Below are 24,168 nucleotides of genomic sequence, written 5' to 3'. Positions count from 1 at the left end.
AGTGGAATTACATAAACGAGAAAACCTTGTCTATTAATTTATATACATGAATATACTTACAAAGTGTTTACGAATCAACCACAATAATTAATATTTATTATACCGTAGTCCACTCATATCAAACTCTCAATCACTGATACATATAGTAGTGAAATGGGAAGCAATGTGTTAAAATCATTGTATAAATATTCGTTGATAGAGGTGTTATACATGGCGAAAAAGTCAGTCCGTCATATCAAGATACGTGAAATTATCTCTAATGAGAAGATTGAAACCCAAGATGAACTCGTTAAACGTTTAAACCAGTATGATTTAAATGTTACTCAAGCAACTGTGTCCAGAGATATTAAAGAACTTCAACTCATCAAAGTGCCTACGCCAGCAGGACAATATGTCTATAGCTTGCCAAACGACCGAAAATATCACCCACTCGAGAAACTCGGTCGTTATTTAATGGATTCTTTCGTCAACATTGATGGAACAGAGAATCTCCTCGTCTTAAAGACTTTACCAGGCAATGCCCAATCCATAGGGGCTATCCTTGATCAAATCGATTGGGAAGAAGTACTCGGTACAATTTGTGGTGATGATACATGCTTAATCATTTGCCGTAACAAAGACGCGAGTGAGACAATCAAGACAAGAATCTTTAACTTACTATAAGCATAAGGAAGTGAACTTCAATGTTACAAACCTTATCTATTAAACAGTTTGCAATTATTGATACTTTAGAAATTCACCTCTCTGATGGCTTAACGGTGCTCAGTGGTGAAACAGGTGCGGGTAAGTCCATCATCATTGATGCAATTGGCCAACTCATCGGGATGCGTGCGTCTTCTGATTACGTGCGCCATGGCGAGAAGAAAGCGATCATCGAAGGCATATTCGACATAGATGAAAGTAAAGACGCCATCTCCATTCTCGAAGATATGTCTATCGATGTAGATGAGGATTTCTTATTAGTTAAGCGAGAGATTTTTAGCTCTGGTAAAAGTATTTGCCGTATCAATAACCAAGTCGTTACACTGGCAGATTTGCGACGTGTCATGCAAGAATTACTCGATATCCATGGTCAGCATGAGACGCAAACATTATTGAAACAAAAGTATCATCTACAATTATTAGATAATTATGCAGAAGGACAATATGCCAATTTATTAGACGATTATACGTCAACATATGATAAATATATGGCTAAGAAGAAAGAACTATCCGAGTTAGAATCAGCCGATCAAGCTTTGCTTCAACGGCTCGATTTATTAAAGTTTCAAAATGATGAACTTAAAGAAGCACATCTTAGAGAAGATGAAGTTGAAGAGCTAGAAACGGATATCAACCGTATTAAGAACTCTGAGAATCTCAATATTGCTTTAAATAATGCGCATCTTACTTTAACGGATGAGCATGCTATTCCAGATCGTTTGTATGAGTTGAGCAATCAACTTGAGCGTGTCAATGAAATACTGCCTGAGCAATATCAAACGCTCAAAGAAGAGGTTGATCAATTCTACTATACGTTGGAAGATGCAAAGCATCAACTCTATGACGAACTGACGAATACAGAGTTTGATGAACAATATTTAAACGAATTAGAATCACGCATGAACTTACTTAACAATTTGAAGCGTAAGTATGGCAAAGACGTTTCGGAACTCATTAAGTATCAAGCAAAAATTGAAAATGAAATTAATAAAATAGAGAATTACGAAGAAAGCACCTCTCAATTAAGAGAAGAAATCTCAAATTTATATCATCAAGTACTTGATATTGGTCAAAAGCTTTCTAAAGCGCGTCGCAAAGTAGCGCAAACGTTAAGAGAACATATCGTTGATGAAATTCAGAATCTACAAATGAAAGATGCGAATTTAGAGATTTCATTCAAACCACTCGAACAACCGAATCGTGAAGGCATCGAGTTTGTAGAATTCTTAATTAGTCCAAACCGGGGCGAACCGTTAAAGAGTTTAAATAAAATCGCTTCTGGCGGCGAGCTTTCTCGTATCATGCTTGCCTTAAAAACAATCTTTGTGAAATCAAGAGGTCAAACAGCGATTCTCTTTGATGAAGTAGATTCAGGCGTCTCAGGCCAAGCTGCTCAGAAGATGGCTGAGAAGATGAGAGATTTAGCTGAGCATATTCAAGTTATTTGTATTTCACATCTTCCTCAAGTGGCAACGATGAGTGATCATCACTTACTCATCACGAAAGGTACGACAGAGGATGAGCGCACGACGACACACGTTGAAGAGCTTACCGGAGATGCTCGAATAGGCGAAATTGCACGTATGATTTCAGGAGCTAATGTGACTGAACTCACACGTCAGAATGCGAAAGAAATGATTGAACAGAATCAACGCGCATAAGCGATTCAGATCAACTGTGAGATAGGTTAGAACACCAATAGTAACTAACTTATTTCACAGTTGCTTAACGTTGTCTTAATAACTAATAACAATTATGAGTGATTATCATTTTCTATTATGTTGCTTTAAGGTAAAATGTACTGTGGAATAACTTTTGAGCAAACATGTTAACTATAAATAATACCTCACACGCTTAAACCTGTATAGATTGGAGTAAAATTATGGCTGAAGAACAATATGATCTCGTCATACTAGGCGGCGGAACTGCGGGTTATGTCGCAGCGATTCGTGCGTCACAATTAGGTAAGAAAGTAGCAATAGTGGAACGTTCTTTACTCGGCGGCACATGTCTACATCAAGGATGTATCCCTACAAAAGCATTGTTAAAATCTGCTGAAGTCGTACAAACAGTGGCTCAAGCTTCAGAATTTGGAGTGAACGTCGCGTGTTTCGATTTCGATATTTCTGATATGATGAAACGTAAACAAGCAATCGTTGATCAAATGTATCAAGGTGTTCAGCATTTAATGAAACAGAATCACATTGATGTTTATAATGGTACAGGCCGTATTCTAGGCCCATCCATCTTCTCTCCTCAATGTGGTACGATTGCAGTTGAATTTGAAGATGGTGAGTCCACACTTATTCCTAACCAACATGTGTTAATTGCTACCGGCTCGCGTCCAGCAGAATTGCCATTTCTACCTTTCAATCATCAAACCGTCTTATCTAGCGACGACGTATTACAACTCGAAACGTTGCCACAGTCTATAGCGATTATTGGTGGTGGTGTCATCGGTTTAGAATTTGCGTCTTTATTCAATGATTTGGGTGTCATTGTCACTGTCATCGAAGCTGGACCGCGCATTTTACCTAACGAAAGTAAAAGGGTAGCGCAAACATTACGTCGTTCTCTAGCTCAGAAAGGTGTGACTTTCTATGAGAACACAGCCTTAAGTGAAGAAACGGCTTCCACTGATCATTCAAATGGCGTTACGATACAACTTGAGGATACTGAGCAAAGCTTTGACAAATGTCTCGTCGCTATCGGTCGTGTTCCAAATACAGATGATATCGGCTTGAATAATACGAAAGTGCAAACCAATCAACAGCACCACATCCAGACGAACGCTTACCAACAAACGAATGAAAGTCATATCTATGCTGCAGGCGATTGCATTGGACAGTTACAACTTGCTCATGTAGGTTCTAAGGAAGGCATCACTGCCGTAGACCATATGTTTGATGCAGGTCCAATAGCAGTGGATTACAATCAAATGCCACGTTGTATTTATACCAATCCAGAAGTAGCATCTATAGGTTTGAGTGAAGAACAAGCGAAAGAACAGGGTTATGAAATTACTGTGCAAAAAGTCCCATTCGCTGCAATCGGTAAAGCCGTAATTGATACGCCAGACAAAGATAAGGGATTCTGTGAAGTGGTTATCGATAATGCAACCAATGATATATTAGGTCTCGCAATGATTGGGCCTCATGTTACGGAATTGATTAACGAAGTCTCATTACTTCAATTTATGAACGGTTCTGCTTTGGAATTAGGCTTAACTACCCATGCCCATCCATCTCTATCTGAAGTGTTAATGGAACTCGGATTAAAGATTGAAGAACGTTCAATTCACGTTTAAGAAGGAGGAAATAAGATGATTGACTATCGAAGTGTCGGTCTGAACGAAGATGATTTGAAAACGATGTATAAATGGATGGATCTCGGCCGTAAGATAGATGAGCGCATGTGGTTGCTCAATCGCTCAGGTAAGATTCCATTCGTGATTAGTTGTCAGGGTCAAGAAGCTACCCAAATTGGCATGGCCTATGCAATGGAAGAAGGTGACATCTCCTCACCATACTACCGTGATTTAGCGTTCGTTACATACTTAGGTATGACACCATTAGATACGATGCTTTCTGCCTTTGCTAAAAGGGACGACATCAACTCTGGTGGTAAACAAATGCCATCTCATTTTAGTCAAAAATCATTAGGTATACTGTCACAAAGTTCACCGGTAGGAACGCAAATACTCCATGCGGTGGGTGCAGCTTTATCTTTAAAGATGGATAAAAAGCCTAACATCGCTATGAGTACAGTAGGTGAAGGAAGTTCTAATCAAGGTGACTTCCATGAAGGATTAAACTTCGCTGGTGTACATAACCTGCCATTTATTTGTGTTATTGAAAATAACAAATACGCCATCTCAGTTCCAGACAATTTACAATATGGCGCTGAAAAATTATCCGACCGAGCATTAGGATATGGTATGCATGGCGAACAAGTTGACGGCAATGATCCGATTGCGATGTATAAAGCGATGAAAGAAGCACGTGAACGCGCGATTAATGGCGAAGGTGCGACACTTATAGAAGCAATGTGTACTCGTATGACGCCACATTCCTCCGACGATGATGATAAATACCGTTCACAAGAAATTCGAGATGGTCTCAAAGATTTAGACTGTAATCTCCGTTTTAAAAACTACTTACTAGAACAAGGCATCATCGATCAAGACTGGCTAGATGCGCTTGAACAAGAGCACAAAGATATTGTAAATAAAGCAACGAAAGAAGCAGAACAAGCACCTTATCCAGATGCACAAGAGACTTACACGCATGTCTACGATGAAGGGAGCATAGAAGCATGACGAAATTATCATATTTAGAGGCCATCCACCAAGCGATGCATCAAGCGATGGAGAAAGACGACGATGTCTTCGTTCTCGGTGAAGACGTAGGTAAAAAAGGTGGCGTCTTCGGTGTGACACTAGGGCTTCAAGAACGCTTTGGCATCGAACGTGTTATCGACACACCGCTCGCTGAATCTAATATTGTAGGTACCGCAATCGGTGCAGCCATGATGGGTAAACGTCCAGTCGCTGAAATTCAATTTGCTGAATATATCTTACCTGCCTCCAACCAAATTATTAGTGAAGCTGCTAAGATGCGTTACCGTTCAAATAACGGTTGGCAAGCACCTTTAACAATTCGTTCTCCATTTGGTGGCGGTATTCATGGTGCACTTTATCATTCTCAAAGTATTGAAAGTGTCTTTGCTTCTACACCTGGACTGACAATTGTCATCCCATCGTCACCATACGATGCAAAGGGATTGTTACTTGCTTCAATCGAATCCAACGATCCTGTATTGTATTTCGAGCACAAAAAAGCGTATCGCTTATTGAAAGAAGAAGTGCCTGAAGACTATTATACGGTTCCGTTATACCAGGCTGATGTGAAGAGAGAAGGACACGATCTCACTGTCTTTACATACGGTTTATGTGTCAATTACAGTATTCAAGCTGCCGATGCACTTGCTGATGAGGGTATTGATGTGGAAGTCGTCGATTTACGTACGGTTTATCCACTTGATAAAGAAACGATTATTGAACGTGCGAAACGTACAGGTAAAATATTACTCATCACTGAAGACAATCTTGAGGGTAGTGTAATGTCGGAAGTCGCAGCCATTATTGCAGAGAACTGTCTCTTTGACTTAGATGCACCAATCATGCGACTCGCTGGCCCTGATGTTCCGTCCATGCCTTTCTCACCACCATTAGAAGATGAGTTTATGATGAACCCTGATAAGATTAAGAATAAAATGCGTGAGTTAGCAGAATTCTAAGGAGGATGACCTATGGAACTTAAGATGCCGAAATTAGGTGAAAGTGTTCATGAAGGCACAATTGAACAATGGCTCGTCTCAGTAGGCGATACAGTAGAAGAATACGATCCCATCTGTGAGGTAATCACTGACAAGGTAACTGCCGAAGTACCGTCGACTCACGCGGGTACCATCCAATCGATTGATGTCGAAGAAGGTGAAACGGTCTCAGTAGGTTCAGTTATTTGTCATTTAGAGGTAGAAGGAGAAGAAGATTCCAGTTCCGCTTCAACGGAAACTGAGGAAGAGCAAAGTGAAGCATCAGACGTTTCTTCACAAGATCGCGAAGACCAATCAGAACAAACTTCTACGACTCCATCTTCTGCGTCTCAAGTAACCACTTCTCAATCTCAAGCGACATCTCAACCGAAGAATAATGGGCGTTATTCTCCAGTTGTATTCCGCTTAGCTAGTGAACATGACATCGATTTATCACAAGTTGAAGGTACTGGATTTGAAGGTCGTGTGACGAAGAAAGATATTGAGAAAGCGATTCAAACTGGTAACAACAATGTGCATTCTGAACCTTCACAACAGTCACAAGCATCACCAGCACCAGCTCAATCTTCACAAGAAACTGTTGCACCACAAGATGGAGATTCAACGATTCCAGTCGCTGGCGTGCGTAAACAGATTGCGAATAACATGGTTAGAAGTGCGACAGAAATTCCACATGGTTGGATGATGGTCGAAGCTGATGCGACATCATTAGTCAATACACGTAATCAATACAAGGCTGATTTTAAAAAGAAAGAGGGTTACAACCTCACATACTTTGCGTTCTTTATCAAAGCTGTTGCGGAATCATTGAAAGAATATCCACTGCTCAATAGCAGTTGGCAAGGCGACGAAATCGTGGTGCATAAAGATATCAACATCTCTATTGCAGTGGCTGATGAGAATAAGCTTTACGTACCCGTAATTAAGCATGCAGATGAAAAATCGATTAAAGGTATTGCACGTGAAGTTAACGAACTCGCAACTAAGGCGCGTCAACAGAAACTAACAGCTGAAGATATGGTAGGCGGTACATTCACAGTGAACAGCACAGGTACCTTTGGCTCAGTATCTTCAATGGGTATTATTAATCATCCACAGGCTGCGATTCTTCAAGTCGAATCCATCGTCAAAAAACCTGTCGTTATCGATGATATGATTGCCATTCGTCACATGGTTAATCTCTGTATTTCAATCGATCACCGTATTCTAGACGGACTACTTACCGGACGTTTCATGCAAGCAGTGAAAAAACGTGTAGAACAATATTCTATTGAATACACAAGCATCTATTAAGTAAACAGGTATATTGATGTTAGAGACAGAAATTAGTAGAATAAACGTAAGTATTCCAACGGAGGCTGATTAAAACATGGATTTAAACTTTGATCTATATATGAACGATGTAGTTGAACAAGCACGTAACGAAATCGAAGAAGCTGGTTACGAGCAACTCACTACTGCTGAAGAAGTTGATAATGTATTACAACAAGATGGTACGACACTTGTAATGGTAAACTCAGTATGTGGCTGTGCTGGTGGTATTGCGAGACCAGCTGCACAACATGCACTTCACTTTGACAAGTTACCCGACCGCTTAGTCAGTGTCTTTGCAGGTCAAGACAAAGAAGCAACGCAACGTGCTCGTGACTACTTTGAAGGTTATCCACCATCAAGTCCATCATTTGCACTTGTGAAAGATGGCGAAACAAAAGCAATGTTAGAACGTCATCAAATTGAAGGTCACGATATCATGGATGTAATTACACAATTACAGAACTTATTCGATGAATATTGTGAAGAAAGATAGAGGTCGTCACTCATGTTAAGTTTAAATCCATATCGTATTGGATTTAGAACGATCAAGACGGCTGTCGGAATGGCACTAGGTATTATTATCGCCAAACTCATTGGTCTAGATAATTTTGCATCTAGTGCCATTTTAGTTGTCTTGTGCATTAAGCACACGAAAGTGCACTCATTGCAAGCTATCGTTTCTAGATTCATTTCCTGTCTGATCATATTGCTTATTGGTATGCTCGCGTTTAGTATTTTAGGTCAGCACGCACTCGTCGTCGGTTTAATTGTACTCTTGTTCATTCCTTTAACAGTCGTATTAAATGTTCAAGAGGGCGTCATAACAAGTTGCGTCATTCTTCTTCACGTCTTTAATGCTGAGTCCATCGATCTTCATTTATTTATCAACGAAGTGTTGCTCTTGTGCGTGGGTCTCGGAATTGCTTTTATCATGAATCTCATCATGCCAAGTTTAGATCACAACTTAAATCAGTATAAGAAGAATGTTGAAAGCCAATTCCGTAATATTTTTACAACTTTCGGTCATTATCTACTTGCTGAAGATAAAAAATCTTCGATAAACGCTGTAGAAGAACATATCCAACACTTGAAGTTGACGATTAAGAAAGCGAAATCTTTAGCCTTTAGAGATGTTAAAAATCACTTCGTTCGTAATGAGAACTCCTATTATCATTACTTTGATATGCGTGAAGAACAACTTGATTTACTGACGCGTATTTATAGATTGGTTCAGCATATTGAAGGTCATGATGAGACGATTGAACAACTTGCTGGTTTGCTCAGTGAAGTAGGCGAGAATGTCAATAGCAACGATTATACTGTATTGCGTCTTCACTCCTTGTATGATATTCGCCTCAAAGTTCAAGAGGCACCTTTACCGTCGACACATGCCGAACTTGAAACGCGTGCAAGTATCATGCAAATTCTCTACGAACTAGAAGAGTATTTGAATATTAAATCTCACTTTGGTTCTTTAAAAATGCACAGCGAAGTAAGTTAAAGAGAAGAGATATTAAGAAGTAATCGTAAATCCTGAATACAACAAACGCCTTCCTAACTTGATCAGTTACTACATCAAGTTAAGAAGGCGTCTTTATTATTATTAACGACCAACAAGTATAACGAGACTTGTTAGCAACAACGCGAGTACTACTGCAACGAGCATCACGATGATAACTACTCGAAATACTTTATTATTCAATGTGGATCCTCCATCCCAATTTAATATTATATATCGTTATTATAACACGTTGTAATGCTAGATTCTTAATATTTTTGGTATTCCAAATTCCAGGGGGTTAGAAATTTGATGTACAAAGCTCTTCCTATTCGCTTTATTTTACGAAAACATTTTATCCTAAGGACAAAAATTGTAGCGCGCTTCAACAAACATAATAATACTTCTGACCACATTTCAATGCTTCTATATTCTATACTAGAAGTATTAAGGGAAAAGGGGAGCGAAGACAATGATTAATGAACAACGTTTACTCGATACATTTCTAGAACTCGTACAAATCGACTCTGAAACAGGGCATGAAGCAACGATTCAACCTTTCTTAAAGTCTCTATTTGAATCTCTAGGACTACAGGTTGTTGAAGATGAAGCAGGGCAGCAAGAGGGACTTGGTGCCAATAATCTCATATGTACTTTAGCCCCAACTCAAGGTGAAGAAACAATAACCCCCATCTATTTCACTAGTCATATGGATACAGTCGTACCAGGACGCCAAGTTCAACCTCAAGTCAAAGCAGATGGGTATATTTACTCAGATGGTACGACGATTCTTGGTGCTGACGATAAAGCCGGCCTCGCTGCAATTATTGAACTGATTCGTACGTTGCAAGAACAAGACTTCGCACATGGACCGATACAGTTCGTTATCACTGTAGGTGAAGAGTCAGGCTTGCTGGGAGCGCGTGCATTGAATCCAGAACTGTTAAACGCTAAATATGGGTTCGCTATCGATGCGAGTCAACCGGTAGGCACGACGGTGGTAGGTGCACCAACTCAGGTTAAAGTAGATGCGAAAGTTTACGGTGTCACAGCTCATGCAAGTACGCCTAACAAAGGTGTCAGTGCAATTAACATTGCAGCTAAAGCAATTAGTCGCATGAAATTAGGCCAAATTGATGAGGTGACAACAGCTAATATCGGTCGCTTTGAAGGTGGGTCAGCAACGAACATTGTAGCGGATGAAGTTACAATTCATGCTGAAGCGCGTTCTCATGATACAGCTAAGGTTGAAGCTCAAGTTCAACATATGAAAGAAACGTTTGAATCAACGGCAGAGCAACATGGCACATCAGCTCAAGTTACGATTACCACGAGCTATCCAGGATTCAAGATCTCAGAAGATGCGGAAGTCACTCAAATCGCTCGTCGGAGTGCTGAAGCATTAAATCTTGAGTCTCGGACAGTTATAGCTGGAGGTGGTTCAGATGGTAATATCATCAATGGCTTCAGCATCCCAACTGTGATTCTCGGTGTAGGATACGAACATATTCATACTACCTCTGAACGTATCGCAATAGAGGAGTTAAATCGGCTTACTGCACAGTTGATAGAAATTGTGAAGATCGTCCGTCAATAAATTCATTAAGTGATGAATAAGCGGTAGTATGATACAATTATATCGAATATTTTAAGATAAGAGAGGTAAGTAACATGGCACAACAAATTGGTGTAGTAGGCTTAGCCGTAATGGGTAAGAACCTAGCTTGGAATATTGAATCTCGCGGCTACAGTGTATCGGTCTTTAACCGTTCTCCTGAAAAGACTGAACAAATGGTTAAAGAATCAGCAGGTAAACAAATCCATCCTACGTATTCTATTGAAGAGTTTGTACAATCTTTAGAAAAACCACGTAAAATATTATTAATGGTCAAAGCTGGTCCCGCTACAGATGCGACAATCGATAGTATACTCCCACTACTCGATGATGATGACATCTTAATCGATGGCGGTAATACAAATTATCAAAACACAATTCGCCGTAACCGCAATCTCGCAGCGAGCGGTATTAACTTTATCGGAATGGGCGTTTCAGGTGGTGAAATCGGCGCACTAACTGGTCCGTCACTTATGCCTGGTGGTCAACAACAAGCTTACGAGAAAGTGAAACATATCTTAAGTGATATTTCTGCTAAAGCTGATGACGGGGCACCATGCGTTGCTTACATCGGCCCTAATGGTGCAGGCCATTATGTGAAGATGGTGCACAATGGTATTGAGTACGCAGACATGCAACTCATCGCTGAAAGTTATGTGATGATGAAAGACTTGCTCGGCATGTCACATGAAGCAATTTCACAAACATTTAAAGAGTGGAACATGGGAGAGCTATCAAGCTACCTTATTGAAATTACAGGTAACATCTTTACTAAAATTGATGACGAAACGAACGAACCTTTAGTAGAAAAAATTATGGACACAGCTGGTCAAAAAGGGACAGGTAAATGGACGTCAATCAACGCACTTGAACTGGGTATTCCATTGACGATTATCACTGAATCTGTCTTCGCACGTTTCATTTCTTCGCTTAAAGAAGAACGCGTGAATGCGTCTAAACAATTAGAAGGTCCTGAAGCCGCATTCAATGGGGACAAAGAAGCCTTTTTAGAAAAAATTCGTAAAGCCTTATATATGAGTAAAATTTGTTCTTATGCGCAAGGTTTCGCTCAAATGCGTCGCGCAAGCATGGAAAATGAATGGAACTTACAATTAGGCGAACTTGCGATGATTTGGAGAGAAGGTTGTATTATTCGTGCGCAATTTTTACAAAAAATCAAAGATGCGTATGATAAAGATGCAAACTTACAAAATCTCTTATTAGATCCTTATTTCAAAGATATCGTTACAAACTACCAAGGTGCTTTACGTGAAGTGGTTGGTACAGCAGTACAAAATGGTATTGCTACACCAGGCTTTTCTGCAAGCATTAACTACTACGATAGTTATCGCTCAGAGGATTTACCTGCGAACTTGATTCAAGCGCAACGTGACTACTTCGGTGCACACACGTATGCACGTAAAGATATGGACGGCGTCTTCCACACTGAATGGGTAGACGAATAAGAAAGATAGCTGGGCAGTGAAATCAGGTTGGTTTCACTGTCTTTTTTGTAAGATGTGCACGCGTGTTGTGAATTTAAAATGAATATTTCACCGTTAGAAGCTTGAGAAGTCGTAGCTACGCATTTAAGTGATAGACATAAATCATCCTAGCACGACCTGATGCGCACTAAAAAACGTCAATTTCTATAACTAAGATCACCAGAATAATCTTAGAAATATAGAAATTGACGTTCTTTTTATAATATATAGTTATCTAATGATCAATCTTCTTCATTGTATGCATCTTGATCAACAGGTAACCATAATTGAATTTTAGTTAAATCATCATTGAAATCAATATTAAAAGGATAAACCTCTACGTAAAGGCTGTTACGCTCATAAGGTAACGTCATCTGTAGACTCGTTTCAATATAGTACCAAGCTTCGTTCACCACGTAATCCATCGAGCCTTGAAGGTTAAACTTCGCATATTGACGCTCTGGGAGGAAACGGCTTTCTAAGTGGCTTGGATAGCGTTCACTCGGCACACCCACAAATATTTCCATACCATTGTCTAAAGGACAACTAATCACAAACAACTCGTGAGGCGCAATATCGTTATAACGCTGCAAATCTTTAATATATCCCTCTACCAACAAATCCTCAATAAAATCTGGCACTTTGAATGGATTCTCAATATCTTCAGCATCAATAAAACGCGCATGTCCTACGAGTGGGATATCTTTCTGTCGTTCGAGGCGATAAGTATATGGCGCCCGTTCTGTTGTAGATAACTTAATGTAAACTCTCTGTTGCATCTTCAATTCATCTTTTTTTGTATTGACTTGAATAGGAGAGATACCGTGAAAGTCGCTGAAATCATTCGCAAAGTCATTCGCAGAGGCGTAATGATATTTCTTAGCAACATCTACCACGCGACCAGAGTGGGCCATCACATCTTTAGCCGCAAGTGTCATTCTGCGTGCTTTAGCGTATTCGCTTGGTGATTGACCGACTATCATTTTAAAAGACTGATCGAGATGGTAAGGTGAAAGGCCAACGTAATCACTTAATTCTTGTAATTGAAATGATTCTAGCAAATGATCCTCGATATGTATAATAGCTTGTTGAATTTGCTTGATAACGTCCAATACTTTCACTCCTATAAATCTATGCTTGTAAGCAAGCACTATAAACTCAATTAGTTATATTCTACATCATTTTCTTACAAGAAACATCTTTGAAACGACATTTCTTTAGAAATTGATAATTTTCAGCGATTCGCATACTGTTTTACTTTAACACATTCCTTTTTCAGATAAAAAGTAATAATGGTAGTGAGGAAATGAGAGGAGATTCTAGCGTTCACAAGTATCATCCTTTAACAATATGAAAAAGCCTGCAGAAGAATCATTCGTATCCTTCTGCAGGTTCTCAATTGATATCAATATTTATTCCATTGTTTATTGTACATCTTCCCACCAGTGGAAACCGTCTCTACTTAATAATAATTCACTTTCAAGCGGTCCATTGGTACCTGCTTCATAATCCGGGAAATCAGGTGGTGTTTGTGTCCATTCTTCCTGAATTGCATCGACAAATTTCCATGTCGATTTCAATTCTTCCCAATGTGTAAAGTTTGTCGCATCGCCTTTGAGGCAGTCGAACAATAAATTCTCGTAGGCGTCGACTGTATTCATTTTATCTTGAGCACTCATAGAGAATGAGAGTTGTACAGGTTCTGTTTCAATACCTTGCACATTTTTCTTCGCGTTAAGGTGTAGTGACACACCTTCATTCGGTTGGATATTAATCACGAGTAAATTAGAATCTAACTTTTTATCTGTTTCATAATACAGGTTGAGTGGAACCTCTTTAAACTCTACGACGACCTGAATGGTCTTACTCTTCATACGTTTTCCTGTACGAATATAGAATGGTACGCCAGCCCAGCGGAAATTATCAATACGTAATTTACCTGCTACAAAAGTAGGCGTATCAGAATCTTCTGCTACACGATCTTCATCGCGATATTTAGGCACTTCCACACCGTTAATCGTACCTGCATCATATTGACCTCGAACAAAGTTATGGCTAACTTCTTCAGGTTCTAATTTGCGTAACGATTTAAGTACTTTTACTTTTTCAGCTCGAATATCTTCACTTTTAAGACTAATCGGTGGTTCCATCGCTAATAAGGCTACCATTTGCAGCATGTGGTTCTGCACCATATCTTTTAAAGCGCCGGCTGATTCATAATAACCACCACGATCTTCGACACCGAGAATTTCTGAAGAGGTAACTTGGATGTTAGAAATATATTTATTGTTCCAAAGCGGTTCAAACATCGCGTTAGCAAAACGCAACACTTCGATATTCTGAACCATATCTTTGCCTAAATAGTGGTCAATACGGTAAACCTCTTCTTCTTTAAATGAACGGCGAATTTGGTTGTTCAACTCTTCAGCTGAAGCCAAGTCACTGCCGAACGGTTTCTCAATGACTAAGCGTTTGAAACCATCTGTCTGCGTTAGACCAGAAGATTTCAGATAGTCAGAAATGATACCAAAGAATTTCGGCGCCATAGCTAAGTAGAATAACCGATTGCCACCTAGTTCGAAACGCTCATCCAAGTCATTGCTGAACTCGAGCAATTCATCATAACTTGCTTCGTCATTCACATCATGCTCATGGTAGAAGACATGTTCCATGAAATGTTCGAGGTGTTCTGTATTCGTTACATAACGCTCAATTGAAGCTTTCACTTGTTCACGAAAGTCATCATTAGTCAATGAACGACGACCAATCCCAATAATTGCGATTTGTTCGTTCAAATTATCTTGTTGATAAAGATGGAAGAGCGACGGAAAGAGTTTACGATGACTCAAGTCACCAGTAGCACCAAATATCGTAATCAAACATGGGATGTTCTTATTGCTAGTACTCAAGATTAAAACCTCAATTCTTTTTTAATCTTTAATCATTATAAAACAATAGCTAAATTTGTACATACCTTTTTGCTTAATTGTTGAGTTCTAACTATTTATTCTATTTCACTTTGTGATAAAATGTTGTCGAAAAGGAGGCACATGTGCATGGAAATCACATTCTTCGGGACTAGCGCTGGTCTACCTACGAAAGAACGTAATACCCAAGCGATGGCCCTTAATTTAGAACCATATACCAATCATATTTGGCTATTTGATGTAGGGGAAGGTACGCAACATCAGATTCTACATCATTCAATTAAATTAGGTAAAGTAGATCATATTTTTATCACACATATGCACGGTGATCACATCTTTGGATTGCCAGGTCTCTTGACGAGCCGCTCTTTCCAAGGCGGTGAGGGCAAACCGCTCACTATTATAGGACCTAAAGGAATTAAATCATTCGTTGAGACTGCATTAGACTTATCGGCCTCCAAATTAAACTATCCACTCACGTTTATTGAAATAGACAATGAGTTATCCTATCAACACCACGGCTTCGAAGTTACAGCACAAATACTTAATCACGGAATCATTTCATTTGGTTACCGTATTGAAGCCCCATCGACTCCAGGAACCATCGATGTTGAAGCGCTCAAACGAATTGGTTTAGAACCCGGACCCAAATACCAACAAGTGAAATCAGAGGAAACGTTCGAACACGCAGGGCAATTATACGATTCTAAAGATTTTAAAGGACCGGCGAAGCGAGGCCCCATCGTTGCTATCTTTGGTGATACGAAGCCATGTGCCAACGAAACAACACTTGCGCATCATGCAGATGTGATGGTACACGAGGGAACCTATCTAGAAGGGGACCGTACACTCGCGAATAATTATCATCATTCACACGTAGCTGACGTCTTTCAATTAATGGCCAATGCACAGGTCAAACACGGTTTAATCACTCATATCAGCAATCGTTATAATTTAGATGATGTCACAGAGCTTGAAGGTCAATTGCACTTGCAATATCCTGAGCTTCATTTCGATATTGTCCAAGACTTCGATAGCTATCAATTTTAAACTTCGCAGTTAATTTAAGTGAGTAAAATGCTTTCTCATAATGCAACAACACACTTTCAATACCACTATTGTCTCAATAACTAAACTCCCTTCAATAGGTGCCGATTCAACATCTATTGAAGGGAGTTCTATTATTTATAATACTATTAGTTAGTGATGACTTTAATCGTCGTCATCATCGTCGTCATCTTGTGAAGCGAGTTCAACACTACGATCCACAGCAGCTTTTAAGCAATCTTCAAAGATACTTTCTATATCGTATTGAGATAAAGCATCTAAACCTGCTTGTGTTGTACCGCCTTTAGACGTAATATTTTTACGCAATTGATCCATACCTAGTTCAGAACGTTCAATCATCTTACTTGTTCCGATGATAAGGTTACGAATTGACTCTTCAACTTGAGATTTCTCAAGTCCAAGACGTGTACCCGCTGTCACGTATTGTTCAAAGACGTGATATAGGAAAGCTGGACCGCTTCCGGTAATCGCTGTTACTTGATGTAACTGATCTTCTGGCACTTCGATAACAGAACCAAAGGCATTGATTAACTCATGAACTTCCTCTTTAGATTTCGGTCCAAAGTTATTTGAGAAGCTAATGCCAGTTACTGAATGACCGACATGCGCATTGGTATTAGGCATGATGCGAGCATTTGGATTAGACGTTCCAAGTTGTTCTTGAATGTATGAAATAGGTAGTCCTGCCATGATAGAAATGAAACGATTATCCTCATTAATATGCGGTCTAATACGATCTGCAAGATTATCAAAGTCATACGGTTTCGTACCTAGGAAGACATAGTCCGCATCTTTCAATAAAGCCTCGTCGTCATAACTATATTGAACGCCAAGTTCTTCTGCATGTTTCTTTAAAGCGTCTTCATTTGAACGGTTCGTCAAATAAATATTCTCAGATTTCACTACATTGGAATTCACGATTCCAGTAAAAATTGCGTGTGCCATATTTCCAGCACCATAGAATACTAATTTCATAACGTTGTATCACTACCTCCTTACAATATGTTTCTATAGTAACACAGATATTATATTAGGCTAGTGGAAACGTTTACTTAATCTGAGAGAGACGATGAGTTGAAGCATGAGCTATCATATAGAGGACAGGCTTCAACCGCTATTTCTACACAATAATTATTTTAGTTTTCACGCTTTAATAAGTTATGATAAGGGATATAAGATTCAATAGGAAAAGGGGTGTGACAATGCAACAAACATATATTATAACTGGCGCGACGAGCGGACTCGGTCTAACACTCGTGAAACAATTATTACATGATGGGCATAAAGTCATCGCCTTAGTACGCAATATTGAGAAGATGCGCGGACTCAACTTAGAACTGCAAGATGATCAACTTCAAATTGTTCCATGCGACATGTTAGATCCCGACTCAATTAAAGCAGTAGCTTCTCATCTCAACCATACGTCGTTGGATGGGTTCATCTATTGTTCAGGTGTAGGCTATTTTAAAGGAATTGAAGCACATACTAATGAAGAAATGCTTGAGACTTACCAAGTTAATGTGGTGCATTTCAATTTATTATTCCAAACGCTTCAGCCTTTTCTTAAAAACAATGCATCTATCGTAGGTATTGGTAGTCAAGCAGGTTTCGCTACACAAGCCTATGCAGCTCACTATGGCGCGAGTAAAATTGCTTTCTACCAATTAATGAATGCGCTACGTCTTGAATATCCTAACTATCACGTTATGACGGTCAACACAGGTCCGATACGAACACCTTTTCATCAAAAAGCAGATCCCTCCGGACGTTATCAAGAACAATTTCATAAGCTCATGATTGAACCAGAAATATTAACACAAGACATCATCATAGGAATGCATTTAAGAAAAAATGAAATTAACCGACCAAGATGGATGCGCTTACTGTTAAAATTATACAACTTAGCTCCACGATTCATCGAAAAAATAGCAAGTCCATTGTTTAAAAACAAAGGGAGCAAGACAGAAATCTAGGATTTCGTAGTCTTGCCCCCGCAAGGATGACTAGAACTTGAGAAAGCGCTAGCTATCTCAAGTTCAGTTAGCTGCTGCGTAATTGAATAATAAACATACACAGAAGCTGCTATTTTCATATTACTGAAATATTAAATCGGAAATCTATGTTGATTTCGTCGTTTTATTCTCACATAGTTGACTACCATGATTAATAATTGACTATTAACGTAAATGATTAGTATATTCTTCGTCCTTAACGCGATTACGTGCTGCTTTGACCATATCGCGACTGATTTCTTTGGCACGTTCAAAGTTCTTCACGTTTTCATCCACTTGCTCAGGACTGCTTGCACCTACGATGATAGAGCCCATCGGTTTTTGGTTTAGTAAATAATTGAAAGTCAACGCGGTTAAATTGCTTTCAACTTCTTTAATAGAAGCAATCGTTTCACCAAGTTCTTGATAGCTATAGTCAAAGATACCCTCTGCAAACTTATCATCGAGTGCTTGATTGCTATTTGAAGTAAGTAAACCTTTGAATACAGGTCCACGTGCAAGCACTTTTACATCTTTCTGGTTCACATCTTCCATTAATGACTCAGGTCGGTTATCGATAAGATTAAATTGAGACATTAACGTTTCAATATCACTATGTTTAAGGTAATAATCGATAACGTTAGGGCGAATTGAAGAAATACCATAAGCACGGATAATGCCTTCTTGTTTCAATTCATCGAAAGCACTAATCGTTTCATCTAACGGATCATCGATTGTACCTCCGTGAAGTTGATATAAATCTAAATGATCTAGATCTAGACGGCGCAATGATTCTTTGACTTCTGATTTAATATAATCTTTAGAAGGATCCCAGAATGTTGAACCATCTGCTTGACGGTGGTTACCGACTTTGGTACCGATAACGATATCATCACGATTTTGATATTTTTTAAGTGCTTTACCCACAATTTCCTCATTAACACCTTTATCGTAAACATCTGCAGTATCAAAGTAAGTAATACCATTATCTAAAGCACGTTCAATGATACCTTCTGCGTGCTGATAGTCAGTTCCAAGACTCATGCAACCGAGTCCTAATTCTGAAAGTTCAATACCGCTTTTTAAAGTGCGCTTTTGCATATCTACACTTGCTCCTTTCTCATCGTTCCACGAGCGATATGAGAACATCTCCCTTGCTCGCTTTCAGTCATAATGTTCTTATAGCAACGCTACATTATCATTTACCCATTTTACCTTAATATCAATACATTGTATAAGCGTGTGTTTCAGATTTGTAGTTTAAAATAGCTTTCAGGATAGACATTAGTTCTCAAATTGGATTAAAAATGTCTATAATGAGACCATAACAATCGACTAAAGATACTTAAAGGAGGAACACCATCATGGAATTTAATGAAAAAACAACGCATCGCGAAAAGATTTATCAAGGGCAGATTATCGATGTAGAGGTACATAATGTAGAACTGATGAATGGCGACACATCTAAACGTGAACTTGTCTTTCACAACGGTGCAGTGGCTGTATGTGCAGTCACACCTAATAATGAAGTCGTATTAGTGAAACAGTTCCGCAAGCCAGCTGAGAAGCCATTACTCGAACTACCTGCTGGTAAACTTGAAAAAGATGAAGACCGCGAAGAAGCTGCTAAACGTGAATTAGCTGAAGAAACGGGCTATCAAGCACAATCTTTAGAATGGGTCACTGATATGTACGGTTCACCTGGATTCTCAAACGAACGTTTAACGATTTACTTTACTGATCAAGTAGAAGAGGGCGACATGCATCCAGATGAAGATGAATTTCTAGAGTTACACACATTCTCAATCGATACAATTCGAGGAATGCTTCAAGATGGGGAATTTGAAGATGCGAAGACGATCATCGGTCTTCAACACTTACTCCTTAATTATAATCATTCTAAATAAATAATGTTACCAACTTGAAAATATTATCAATTACTGGTATTTTATATATGATGAATCAACACGCGTAGTATGTGTTGAGATTTATTAATAATGATAGAGGAGTGACCCTTCCGTGGAAGAACGTTTAAATCGCGTGAAGCAACAACTACAACAATCATCTTATAAACTAACTCCTCAACGTGAGGCTACATTAAGAGTATTAATTGAAAATGAAAAAGACCACCTCAGTGCTGAAGATGTCTATTTAAAGGTGAAAGATCGTGCGCCTGAAATCGGCTTGGCAACGGTTTACCGTACTTTAGAATTATTAGCCGAATTAAAAGTCGTAGATAAGATAAACTTTGGAGATGGCGTAGCACGTTTCGACTTACGTAAAGAAGGTGCAAAACACTTCCATCACCATTTAGTTTGTATGGAATGTGGAAAGGTTGAGGAGATTGAAGAAGATTTACTACCTCAAGTAGAGGAGAAAGTTGAACGAGACTTTAACTTCAGAATTTCTGACCACCGCCTCACTTTCCATGGCGTGTGTGCTGAGTGCCAAGCGAAAGGTAAATAATACAAGATTTGAGGTATTGTAATGGACGAAATAATCGAAGAATACCTGAAATTTATTCAACTTGAAAAGGGATTAAGTGAGAATACGATTGGCGCGTATCGACGTGATCTGAAGAAATATCAAGACTATCTCGAAGAAGAGAAGATCAGTCACATTGATTTCATCGATCGTCAAACCATTCAAGTTTGTCTGGGTGATTTACATGACAAGGGGGCATCTGCAAAGTCGATTGCCCGCTTTATTTCTACGATAAGAAGCTTTCATCAGTTTGCGCTTAGAGAGAAATATGCAGCCAAAGACCCAACCGTATTAATAGAAACGCCGAAGTACGAACGACGCTTACCTGATGTTCTTGAGGTTGATGAGGTCATCCGTTTACTTGAAACACCTGATATGTCTAAAAATAACGGTTATCGTGATCGCGCTATGCTTGAATTGCTCTATGCAACAGGGATGCGTGTGACAGAGCTTATTAATTTAAAGGTAGAAGACGTGAACCTTATCATGGGGTTCGTGCGTGTGTTTGGTAAAGGGAATAAAGAGCGTATCGTGCCACTCGGTGAAACGATTATCGACATTCTTGAAACGTATATTGAGACAGTCCGACCACAACTCTTGAAGAAGACAGTCACAGATAATCTATTCTTAAATTTGCATGGTAAACCATTATCACGCCAAGCAATTTGGAAGATGATTAAACAAAACGGTGTGAAAGCTGAAATTTTTAAAACGCTCACACCTCATACGTTGCGCCACTCATTTGCAACACATTTGCTGGAAAATGGTGCTGATTTACGCGCGGTTCAAGAAATGCTAGGACACGCAGATATTTCTACAACACAACTCTATACCCACGTATCGAAATCACAGATTAGAAAAATTTATAATCAATTCCATCCACGTGCATAATAAACGAAGTAACCTAAGACCATTGATTTAAAGAGTACGAAAGTGCAGACAGAGATAATCGTCAAATCTCATTTTCGTACTCTTTTTTATAGTTCACTAGCTGACTATATCGATGTCTCACAGCTAAGTAATAGGCATTGTGCGTTCAAGTCTCATCGAACTACTTCCTACTTATTAGAATATGGGCGTTTCACTCGAGCTTGTTGTCTTTCTTGTAATGCGCGTTGTCGTGCACGAACGACTTCAGTGCGATCTCGCTCTATATGATGATGGAGAATATACGGTTTCGTAATCACTTCTGCTGAAAATTGATATTCTGGATAAACTTGGATAATTTCATCTTCCATCTTAGTCGTAAGTGGTAATTGAATGGGTTCAAATAGCTCGCCTTGTTCGAGACGAGTGCGTTCTTCTTGAATCACTTTCTTATAAGAACGCAGATCCAATCCTAGTCTGTCGTCTTGTTCATCGAAAGGTTCAATTACTTTTAAAGCCTTACTAAAAGACTTGCCGGCACCCACGCGATTATCACGTCGATAGTGATAACAAGCGGTTGCAAACAGAATTAAGCTCACGACCGCGTCATTTTTACTATAGTGAGGTTGAGCTTTCCAAGCCTCCTCAAGTATATCGTGGCACAAGAAATAATGTTGTTGATGATGAAAATGATAGTAAAAAGAAATGAGTGCTTGATGCAACTTCAACACGCTCCAAATTTAAATGTCTTTGATATCATGCTATAATATTTGAGTGAAATACGCACATAAGTTGCTAGCGATGAGGAGAATACTATGTATGAGGTAAAGTTAGATGCATTCAACGGGCCCCTTGATTTATTACTGCATCTCATCCAAAAATTTGAAATCGATATATACGATATTCCTATGAAGTCTTTAACGGAACAGTATATGCAGTATATCCATGCGATGAATCAGCTTGAAATCAACGTTGCCAGTGAGTATTTAGTGATGGCTTCGGAACTGCTGATGATTAAGAGTAAATTATTATTGCCTCAACATGATGAGGAAGCAGATATGGAAGACGACCCTCGTGAAGAACTCGTCGGCCGCTTAATCGAATATCAGAATTATAAAGAGTATACTGAGATTTTAAATGATAAAAAGGCAGAACGCGCGTTACTATACTCTAAGCATCCTACTGATCTTAGTCATCTAGAATCGAGTGAACAATGGGATGAGAGCCAAACCATCGATTTAACTGAATTGATTATGGCTTATCAAAAAGTTAAAAACCGTGTCGATTATCAAAAACCAAAGTCCGTTAATATACATAAAGAAACCTTTACGATTCAACAAGCAACAGCAAAGGTGAATGATCGTCTCATCAAAGAAGACTCATTTAATTTCTTTAGTCTTTTTACCTTTAATGAACCTATCGAAATGGTTGTTACGCATTTCTTAGCTATACTGGAAATGTCTAAGACGGGATGGGTGAATATCGAACAAACGCGCAGCTTTGAAGATATCAATATTTGTAGAGGAGTGAACTATCGTCTTGAAGCCAATTAACATACTCGAAGCATTACTCTACGCAGCTGGAGATGAGGGATTGAGTCAGAAACAGCTGACGCAAATCTTGGAGCTCACTCCTGAGTCGCTATCGCAACTCGTCGATAGCTATGAAGCACGTGGACTGACGATACAACAATACGGGGATACATATGTCTTAACGACACCGAAAGAGGCTGCGCAATATATTGAACAATTAGTTGAGCAAGAATCACAAATGAAGCTTTCACAGGCAGCTATGGAAGCCCTCTCTATCATCGCTTACAATCAACCTTTGACACGTAGCGATATCGAAATGATTCGTGGTATCAATAGTGATGGGGCAGTAAAGACGTTGATTGCACGAGGACTCGTCGAAGCGAAATCAGAACCTAACTCTCGTAGTCAGCAACTTTATACAACAGATCTATTCTTAAACGTCTTTGGAATCAAGCATTTAGACGAATTACCTACAACTGAAGAGGAAGACGAAGAAATCGAAGCCTTCTTCAGTAATCTTGTAAACCAAAAAGGAGATAAAGATGAATAAAGCTACAGAACGTTTACAGAAACGCATTGCGAATAGCGGTTATACTTCACGTCGCAAAGCAGAAACACTTATCGCAGATGGTAAAGTTAAAGTGAATGGTGAAACTGTCACAGAACTGGGAACGAAAGTGAAAGCCTCAGATATGGTTGAAGTAGAAGGAGTAAAGATTGAACAAGAAGATAAACTCTACATTCTATTCTATAAACCTACGCAAGTCATTACGAGCGTCTCTGACGACCGTGGCCGCACTGTTGTAACAGATTACTTTAAAGATATTGAGACACGTATTTATCCTGTAGGTCGATTAGACTATGATACATCTGGATTACTTATTCTCACGAATGACGGTGATTTTACTAACTTAATTACACATCCAAGCTACAAGATTCCTAAAAAATATGTAGCGAAACTCAACGGCTATCTCATGCGTGAAGAGGTTAAAGCGCTAGAGAAGGGGATCCAACTGGATGATGGTTGGACGCAACCTGCTCAAGTGAAGATTAAGCGACAAGACAAACAGAAAGAAACGACATTAGTAGAAATCACGATCCATGAAGGGCGTAATCGTCAAGTCCGTCGCATGTTTGAACATTTAGGCTATAAGGTAAATAAATTGCAACGCATTCAAGTCGGTCCATTAACGCTTAAAGGGCTCAATGCTGGTGAAGGGCGTGTGATGACGCCACATGAAGTGAAGACGTTACGCCATCTAGCTGAACATGGTAAATATTAAAAGGGGTTAAGTTAGAGAGGATGAATATCGGCTCTACTTATATTCTCTTGATATATAATTCATTTA

24 protein-coding genes are annotated in these 24,168 nt (G+C 39.2%); 18 read left to right on the top strand and 6 right to left on the bottom strand.

Features of this window, described 5'->3' with window-relative positions; genetic code table 11:
* The first annotated feature begins 210 nt into the window (after window positions 1-210).
* From ahrC to CD126_RS05940, 8 genes are all read left to right on the top strand, one after another.
* Window positions 211-663, top strand: coding sequence for a transcriptional regulator AhrC/ArgR (gene ahrC, locus CD126_RS05975; RefSeq protein WP_103370183.1), 453 nt, complete (start codon window positions 211-213; stop codon window positions 661-663).
* 20 nt (window positions 664-683) lie between these two features.
* On the top strand, window positions 684-2,363 hold the full coding sequence (gene recN, locus CD126_RS05970; protein WP_049405237.1) for a DNA repair protein RecN: 1,680 nt from the start codon (window positions 684-686) through the stop codon (window positions 2,361-2,363).
* A gap of 221 nt (window positions 2,364-2,584) precedes the next feature.
* A complete protein-coding gene (gene lpdA, locus CD126_RS05965) occupies window positions 2,585-4,009 on the top strand; it encodes a dihydrolipoyl dehydrogenase (protein WP_103370182.1) in 1,425 nt (474 codons plus the stop codon).
* A 15-nt stretch (window positions 4,010-4,024) separates the two neighbouring features.
* Window positions 4,025-5,020 carry a thiamine pyrophosphate-dependent dehydrogenase E1 component subunit alpha gene (locus CD126_RS05960; RefSeq protein WP_049405234.1) on the top strand — a complete coding sequence of 332 codons (996 nt, stop codon included), beginning with the start codon at window positions 4,025-4,027 and terminating at the stop codon, window positions 5,018-5,020.
* Window positions 5,017-6,000 carry an alpha-ketoacid dehydrogenase subunit beta gene (locus CD126_RS05955; protein WP_049405232.1) on the top strand — a complete coding sequence of 328 codons (984 nt, stop codon included), beginning with the start codon at window positions 5,017-5,019 and terminating at the stop codon, window positions 5,998-6,000. Before CD126_RS05960 ends, CD126_RS05955 begins: the two co-directional genes overlap by 4 nt.
* Before the next feature lie 12 nt (window positions 6,001-6,012).
* Entirely contained in the window at window positions 6,013-7,332 is a 1,320-nt protein-coding gene (locus tag CD126_RS05950) for a dihydrolipoamide acetyltransferase family protein (RefSeq protein WP_049405229.1), read from the top strand.
* Window positions 7,333-7,408: 76 nt separating this feature from the next.
* Window positions 7,409-7,846: a bacilliredoxin BrxB gene (gene brxB / locus CD126_RS05945; protein ID WP_049405228.1), complete on the top strand. Its 438-nt coding sequence runs from the start codon at window positions 7,409-7,411 to the stop codon at window positions 7,844-7,846.
* Window positions 7,847-7,858: 12 nt separating this feature from the next.
* On the top strand, window positions 7,859-8,854 hold the full coding sequence (locus CD126_RS05940; RefSeq protein WP_049405227.1) for an aromatic acid exporter family protein: 996 nt from the start codon (window positions 7,859-7,861) through the stop codon (window positions 8,852-8,854).
* A 102-nt stretch (window positions 8,855-8,956) separates the two neighbouring features.
* On the opposite strand, the gene prli42 is transcribed toward CD126_RS05940, so the two are convergent.
* The gene (gene prli42, locus CD126_RS12115; protein WP_169931254.1) at window positions 8,957-9,055 is read right to left on the bottom strand and encodes a stressosome-associated protein Prli42; all 99 of its coding nucleotides are present in this window, start codon (window positions 9,053-9,055) and stop codon (window positions 8,957-8,959) included.
* Between the two features lie 268 nt (window positions 9,056-9,323).
* On the opposite strand from prli42, the gene CD126_RS05935 reads away from it, so the two are divergent.
* Both CD126_RS05935 and gndA read left to right on the top strand, forming a co-directional pair.
* The gene (locus tag CD126_RS05935; protein WP_103370181.1) at window positions 9,324-10,448 is read left to right on the top strand and encodes a M20/M25/M40 family metallo-hydrolase; all 1,125 of its coding nucleotides are present in this window, start codon (window positions 9,324-9,326) and stop codon (window positions 10,446-10,448) included.
* A 74-nt stretch (window positions 10,449-10,522) separates the two neighbouring features.
* Window positions 10,523-11,932, top strand: coding sequence for an NADP-dependent phosphogluconate dehydrogenase (gndA, locus tag CD126_RS05930; RefSeq protein ID WP_103370180.1), 1,410 nt, complete (start codon window positions 10,523-10,525; stop codon window positions 11,930-11,932).
* Between the two features lie 260 nt (window positions 11,933-12,192).
* On the opposite strand, the gene CD126_RS05925 is transcribed toward gndA, so the two are convergent.
* Together CD126_RS05925 and zwf are read right to left on the bottom strand one after the other, a co-directional pair.
* Window positions 12,193-13,062, bottom strand: a complete 870-nt coding sequence (locus CD126_RS05925; RefSeq protein WP_049405222.1) for an AraC family transcriptional regulator — start codon at window positions 13,060-13,062, stop codon at window positions 12,193-12,195.
* A 312-nt stretch (window positions 13,063-13,374) separates the two neighbouring features.
* Window positions 13,375-14,859, bottom strand: a complete 1,485-nt coding sequence (zwf, locus tag CD126_RS05920; protein WP_049405221.1) for a glucose-6-phosphate dehydrogenase — start codon at window positions 14,857-14,859, stop codon at window positions 13,375-13,377.
* A 147-nt stretch (window positions 14,860-15,006) separates the two neighbouring features.
* Between zwf and rnz the strand changes: the two genes are divergently transcribed.
* Window positions 15,007-15,927 (top strand): ribonuclease Z, encoded by a 921-nt coding sequence (gene rnz, locus CD126_RS05915; RefSeq protein WP_049405219.1) that lies wholly within the window; start codon window positions 15,007-15,009, stop codon window positions 15,925-15,927.
* 162 nt (window positions 15,928-16,089) lie between these two features.
* Here the strand turns inward: rnz and proC are convergent, their stop codons facing one another.
* A complete protein-coding gene (gene proC / locus CD126_RS05910; RefSeq protein WP_049405217.1) occupies window positions 16,090-16,920 on the bottom strand; it encodes a pyrroline-5-carboxylate reductase in 831 nt (276 codons plus the stop codon).
* 227 nt (window positions 16,921-17,147) lie between these two features.
* Here proC and CD126_RS05905 point away from each other — a divergent pair, with 227 nt between their 5' ends.
* Complete coding sequence (locus CD126_RS05905) at window positions 17,148-17,918, top strand: SDR family NAD(P)-dependent oxidoreductase (RefSeq protein WP_103370179.1); 771 nt, start codon at window positions 17,148-17,150, stop codon at window positions 17,916-17,918.
* A 204-nt stretch (window positions 17,919-18,122) separates the two neighbouring features.
* On the opposite strand, the gene CD126_RS05900 is transcribed toward CD126_RS05905, so the two are convergent.
* Window positions 18,123-19,037, bottom strand: a complete 915-nt coding sequence (locus CD126_RS05900; RefSeq protein WP_049405213.1) for an aldo/keto reductase — start codon at window positions 19,035-19,037, stop codon at window positions 18,123-18,125.
* Between the two features lie 263 nt (window positions 19,038-19,300).
* On the opposite strand from CD126_RS05900, the gene CD126_RS05895 reads away from it, so the two are divergent.
* From CD126_RS05895 to xerD, 3 genes are all read left to right on the top strand, one after another.
* On the top strand, window positions 19,301-19,843 hold the full coding sequence (locus CD126_RS05895) for an NUDIX hydrolase (RefSeq protein ID WP_103370178.1): 543 nt from the start codon (window positions 19,301-19,303) through the stop codon (window positions 19,841-19,843).
* Window positions 19,844-19,955: 112 nt separating this feature from the next.
* On the top strand, window positions 19,956-20,402 hold the full coding sequence (gene fur, locus CD126_RS05890; RefSeq protein WP_002473178.1) for a ferric iron uptake transcriptional regulator: 447 nt from the start codon (window positions 19,956-19,958) through the stop codon (window positions 20,400-20,402).
* A 21-nt stretch (window positions 20,403-20,423) separates the two neighbouring features.
* Entirely contained in the window at window positions 20,424-21,311 is an 888-nt protein-coding gene (gene xerD / locus CD126_RS05885; protein WP_049405210.1) for a site-specific tyrosine recombinase XerD, read from the top strand.
* Between the two features lie 167 nt (window positions 21,312-21,478).
* On the opposite strand, the gene CD126_RS05880 is transcribed toward xerD, so the two are convergent.
* The gene (locus tag CD126_RS05880; protein WP_049405208.1) at window positions 21,479-22,009 is read right to left on the bottom strand and encodes a DUF309 domain-containing protein; all 531 of its coding nucleotides are present in this window, start codon (window positions 22,007-22,009) and stop codon (window positions 21,479-21,481) included.
* A 93-nt stretch (window positions 22,010-22,102) separates the two neighbouring features.
* On the opposite strand from CD126_RS05880, the gene CD126_RS05875 reads away from it, so the two are divergent.
* The 3 genes from CD126_RS05875 to CD126_RS05865 are packed head-to-tail and all read left to right on the top strand — an operon-like array spanning window position 22,103 to window position 24,102.
* Window positions 22,103-22,840, top strand: coding sequence for a segregation and condensation protein A (locus CD126_RS05875; RefSeq protein WP_049405206.1), 738 nt, complete (start codon window positions 22,103-22,105; stop codon window positions 22,838-22,840).
* The gene (gene scpB, locus CD126_RS05870) at window positions 22,821-23,369 is read left to right on the top strand and encodes an SMC-Scp complex subunit ScpB (protein WP_049405205.1); all 549 of its coding nucleotides are present in this window, start codon (window positions 22,821-22,823) and stop codon (window positions 23,367-23,369) included. Before CD126_RS05875 ends, scpB begins: the two co-directional genes overlap by 20 nt.
* Complete coding sequence (locus CD126_RS05865) at window positions 23,362-24,102, top strand: pseudouridine synthase (protein ID WP_002473160.1); 741 nt, start codon at window positions 23,362-23,364, stop codon at window positions 24,100-24,102. The genes scpB and CD126_RS05865 overlap by 8 nt, the downstream gene beginning before the upstream one ends.
* The last annotated feature ends 66 nt before the right edge of the window (window positions 24,103-24,168 follow it).

Origin of the sequence: Staphylococcus pettenkoferi, from assembly GCF_002902685.1 — a bacterium.
GTDB lineage: Bacteria > Bacillota > Bacilli > Staphylococcales > Staphylococcaceae > Staphylococcus > Staphylococcus pettenkoferi.
The sequence above is the reverse complement of the archived record's forward strand: the minus strand, read 5'-3'. Positions and strand labels throughout refer to the sequence as shown.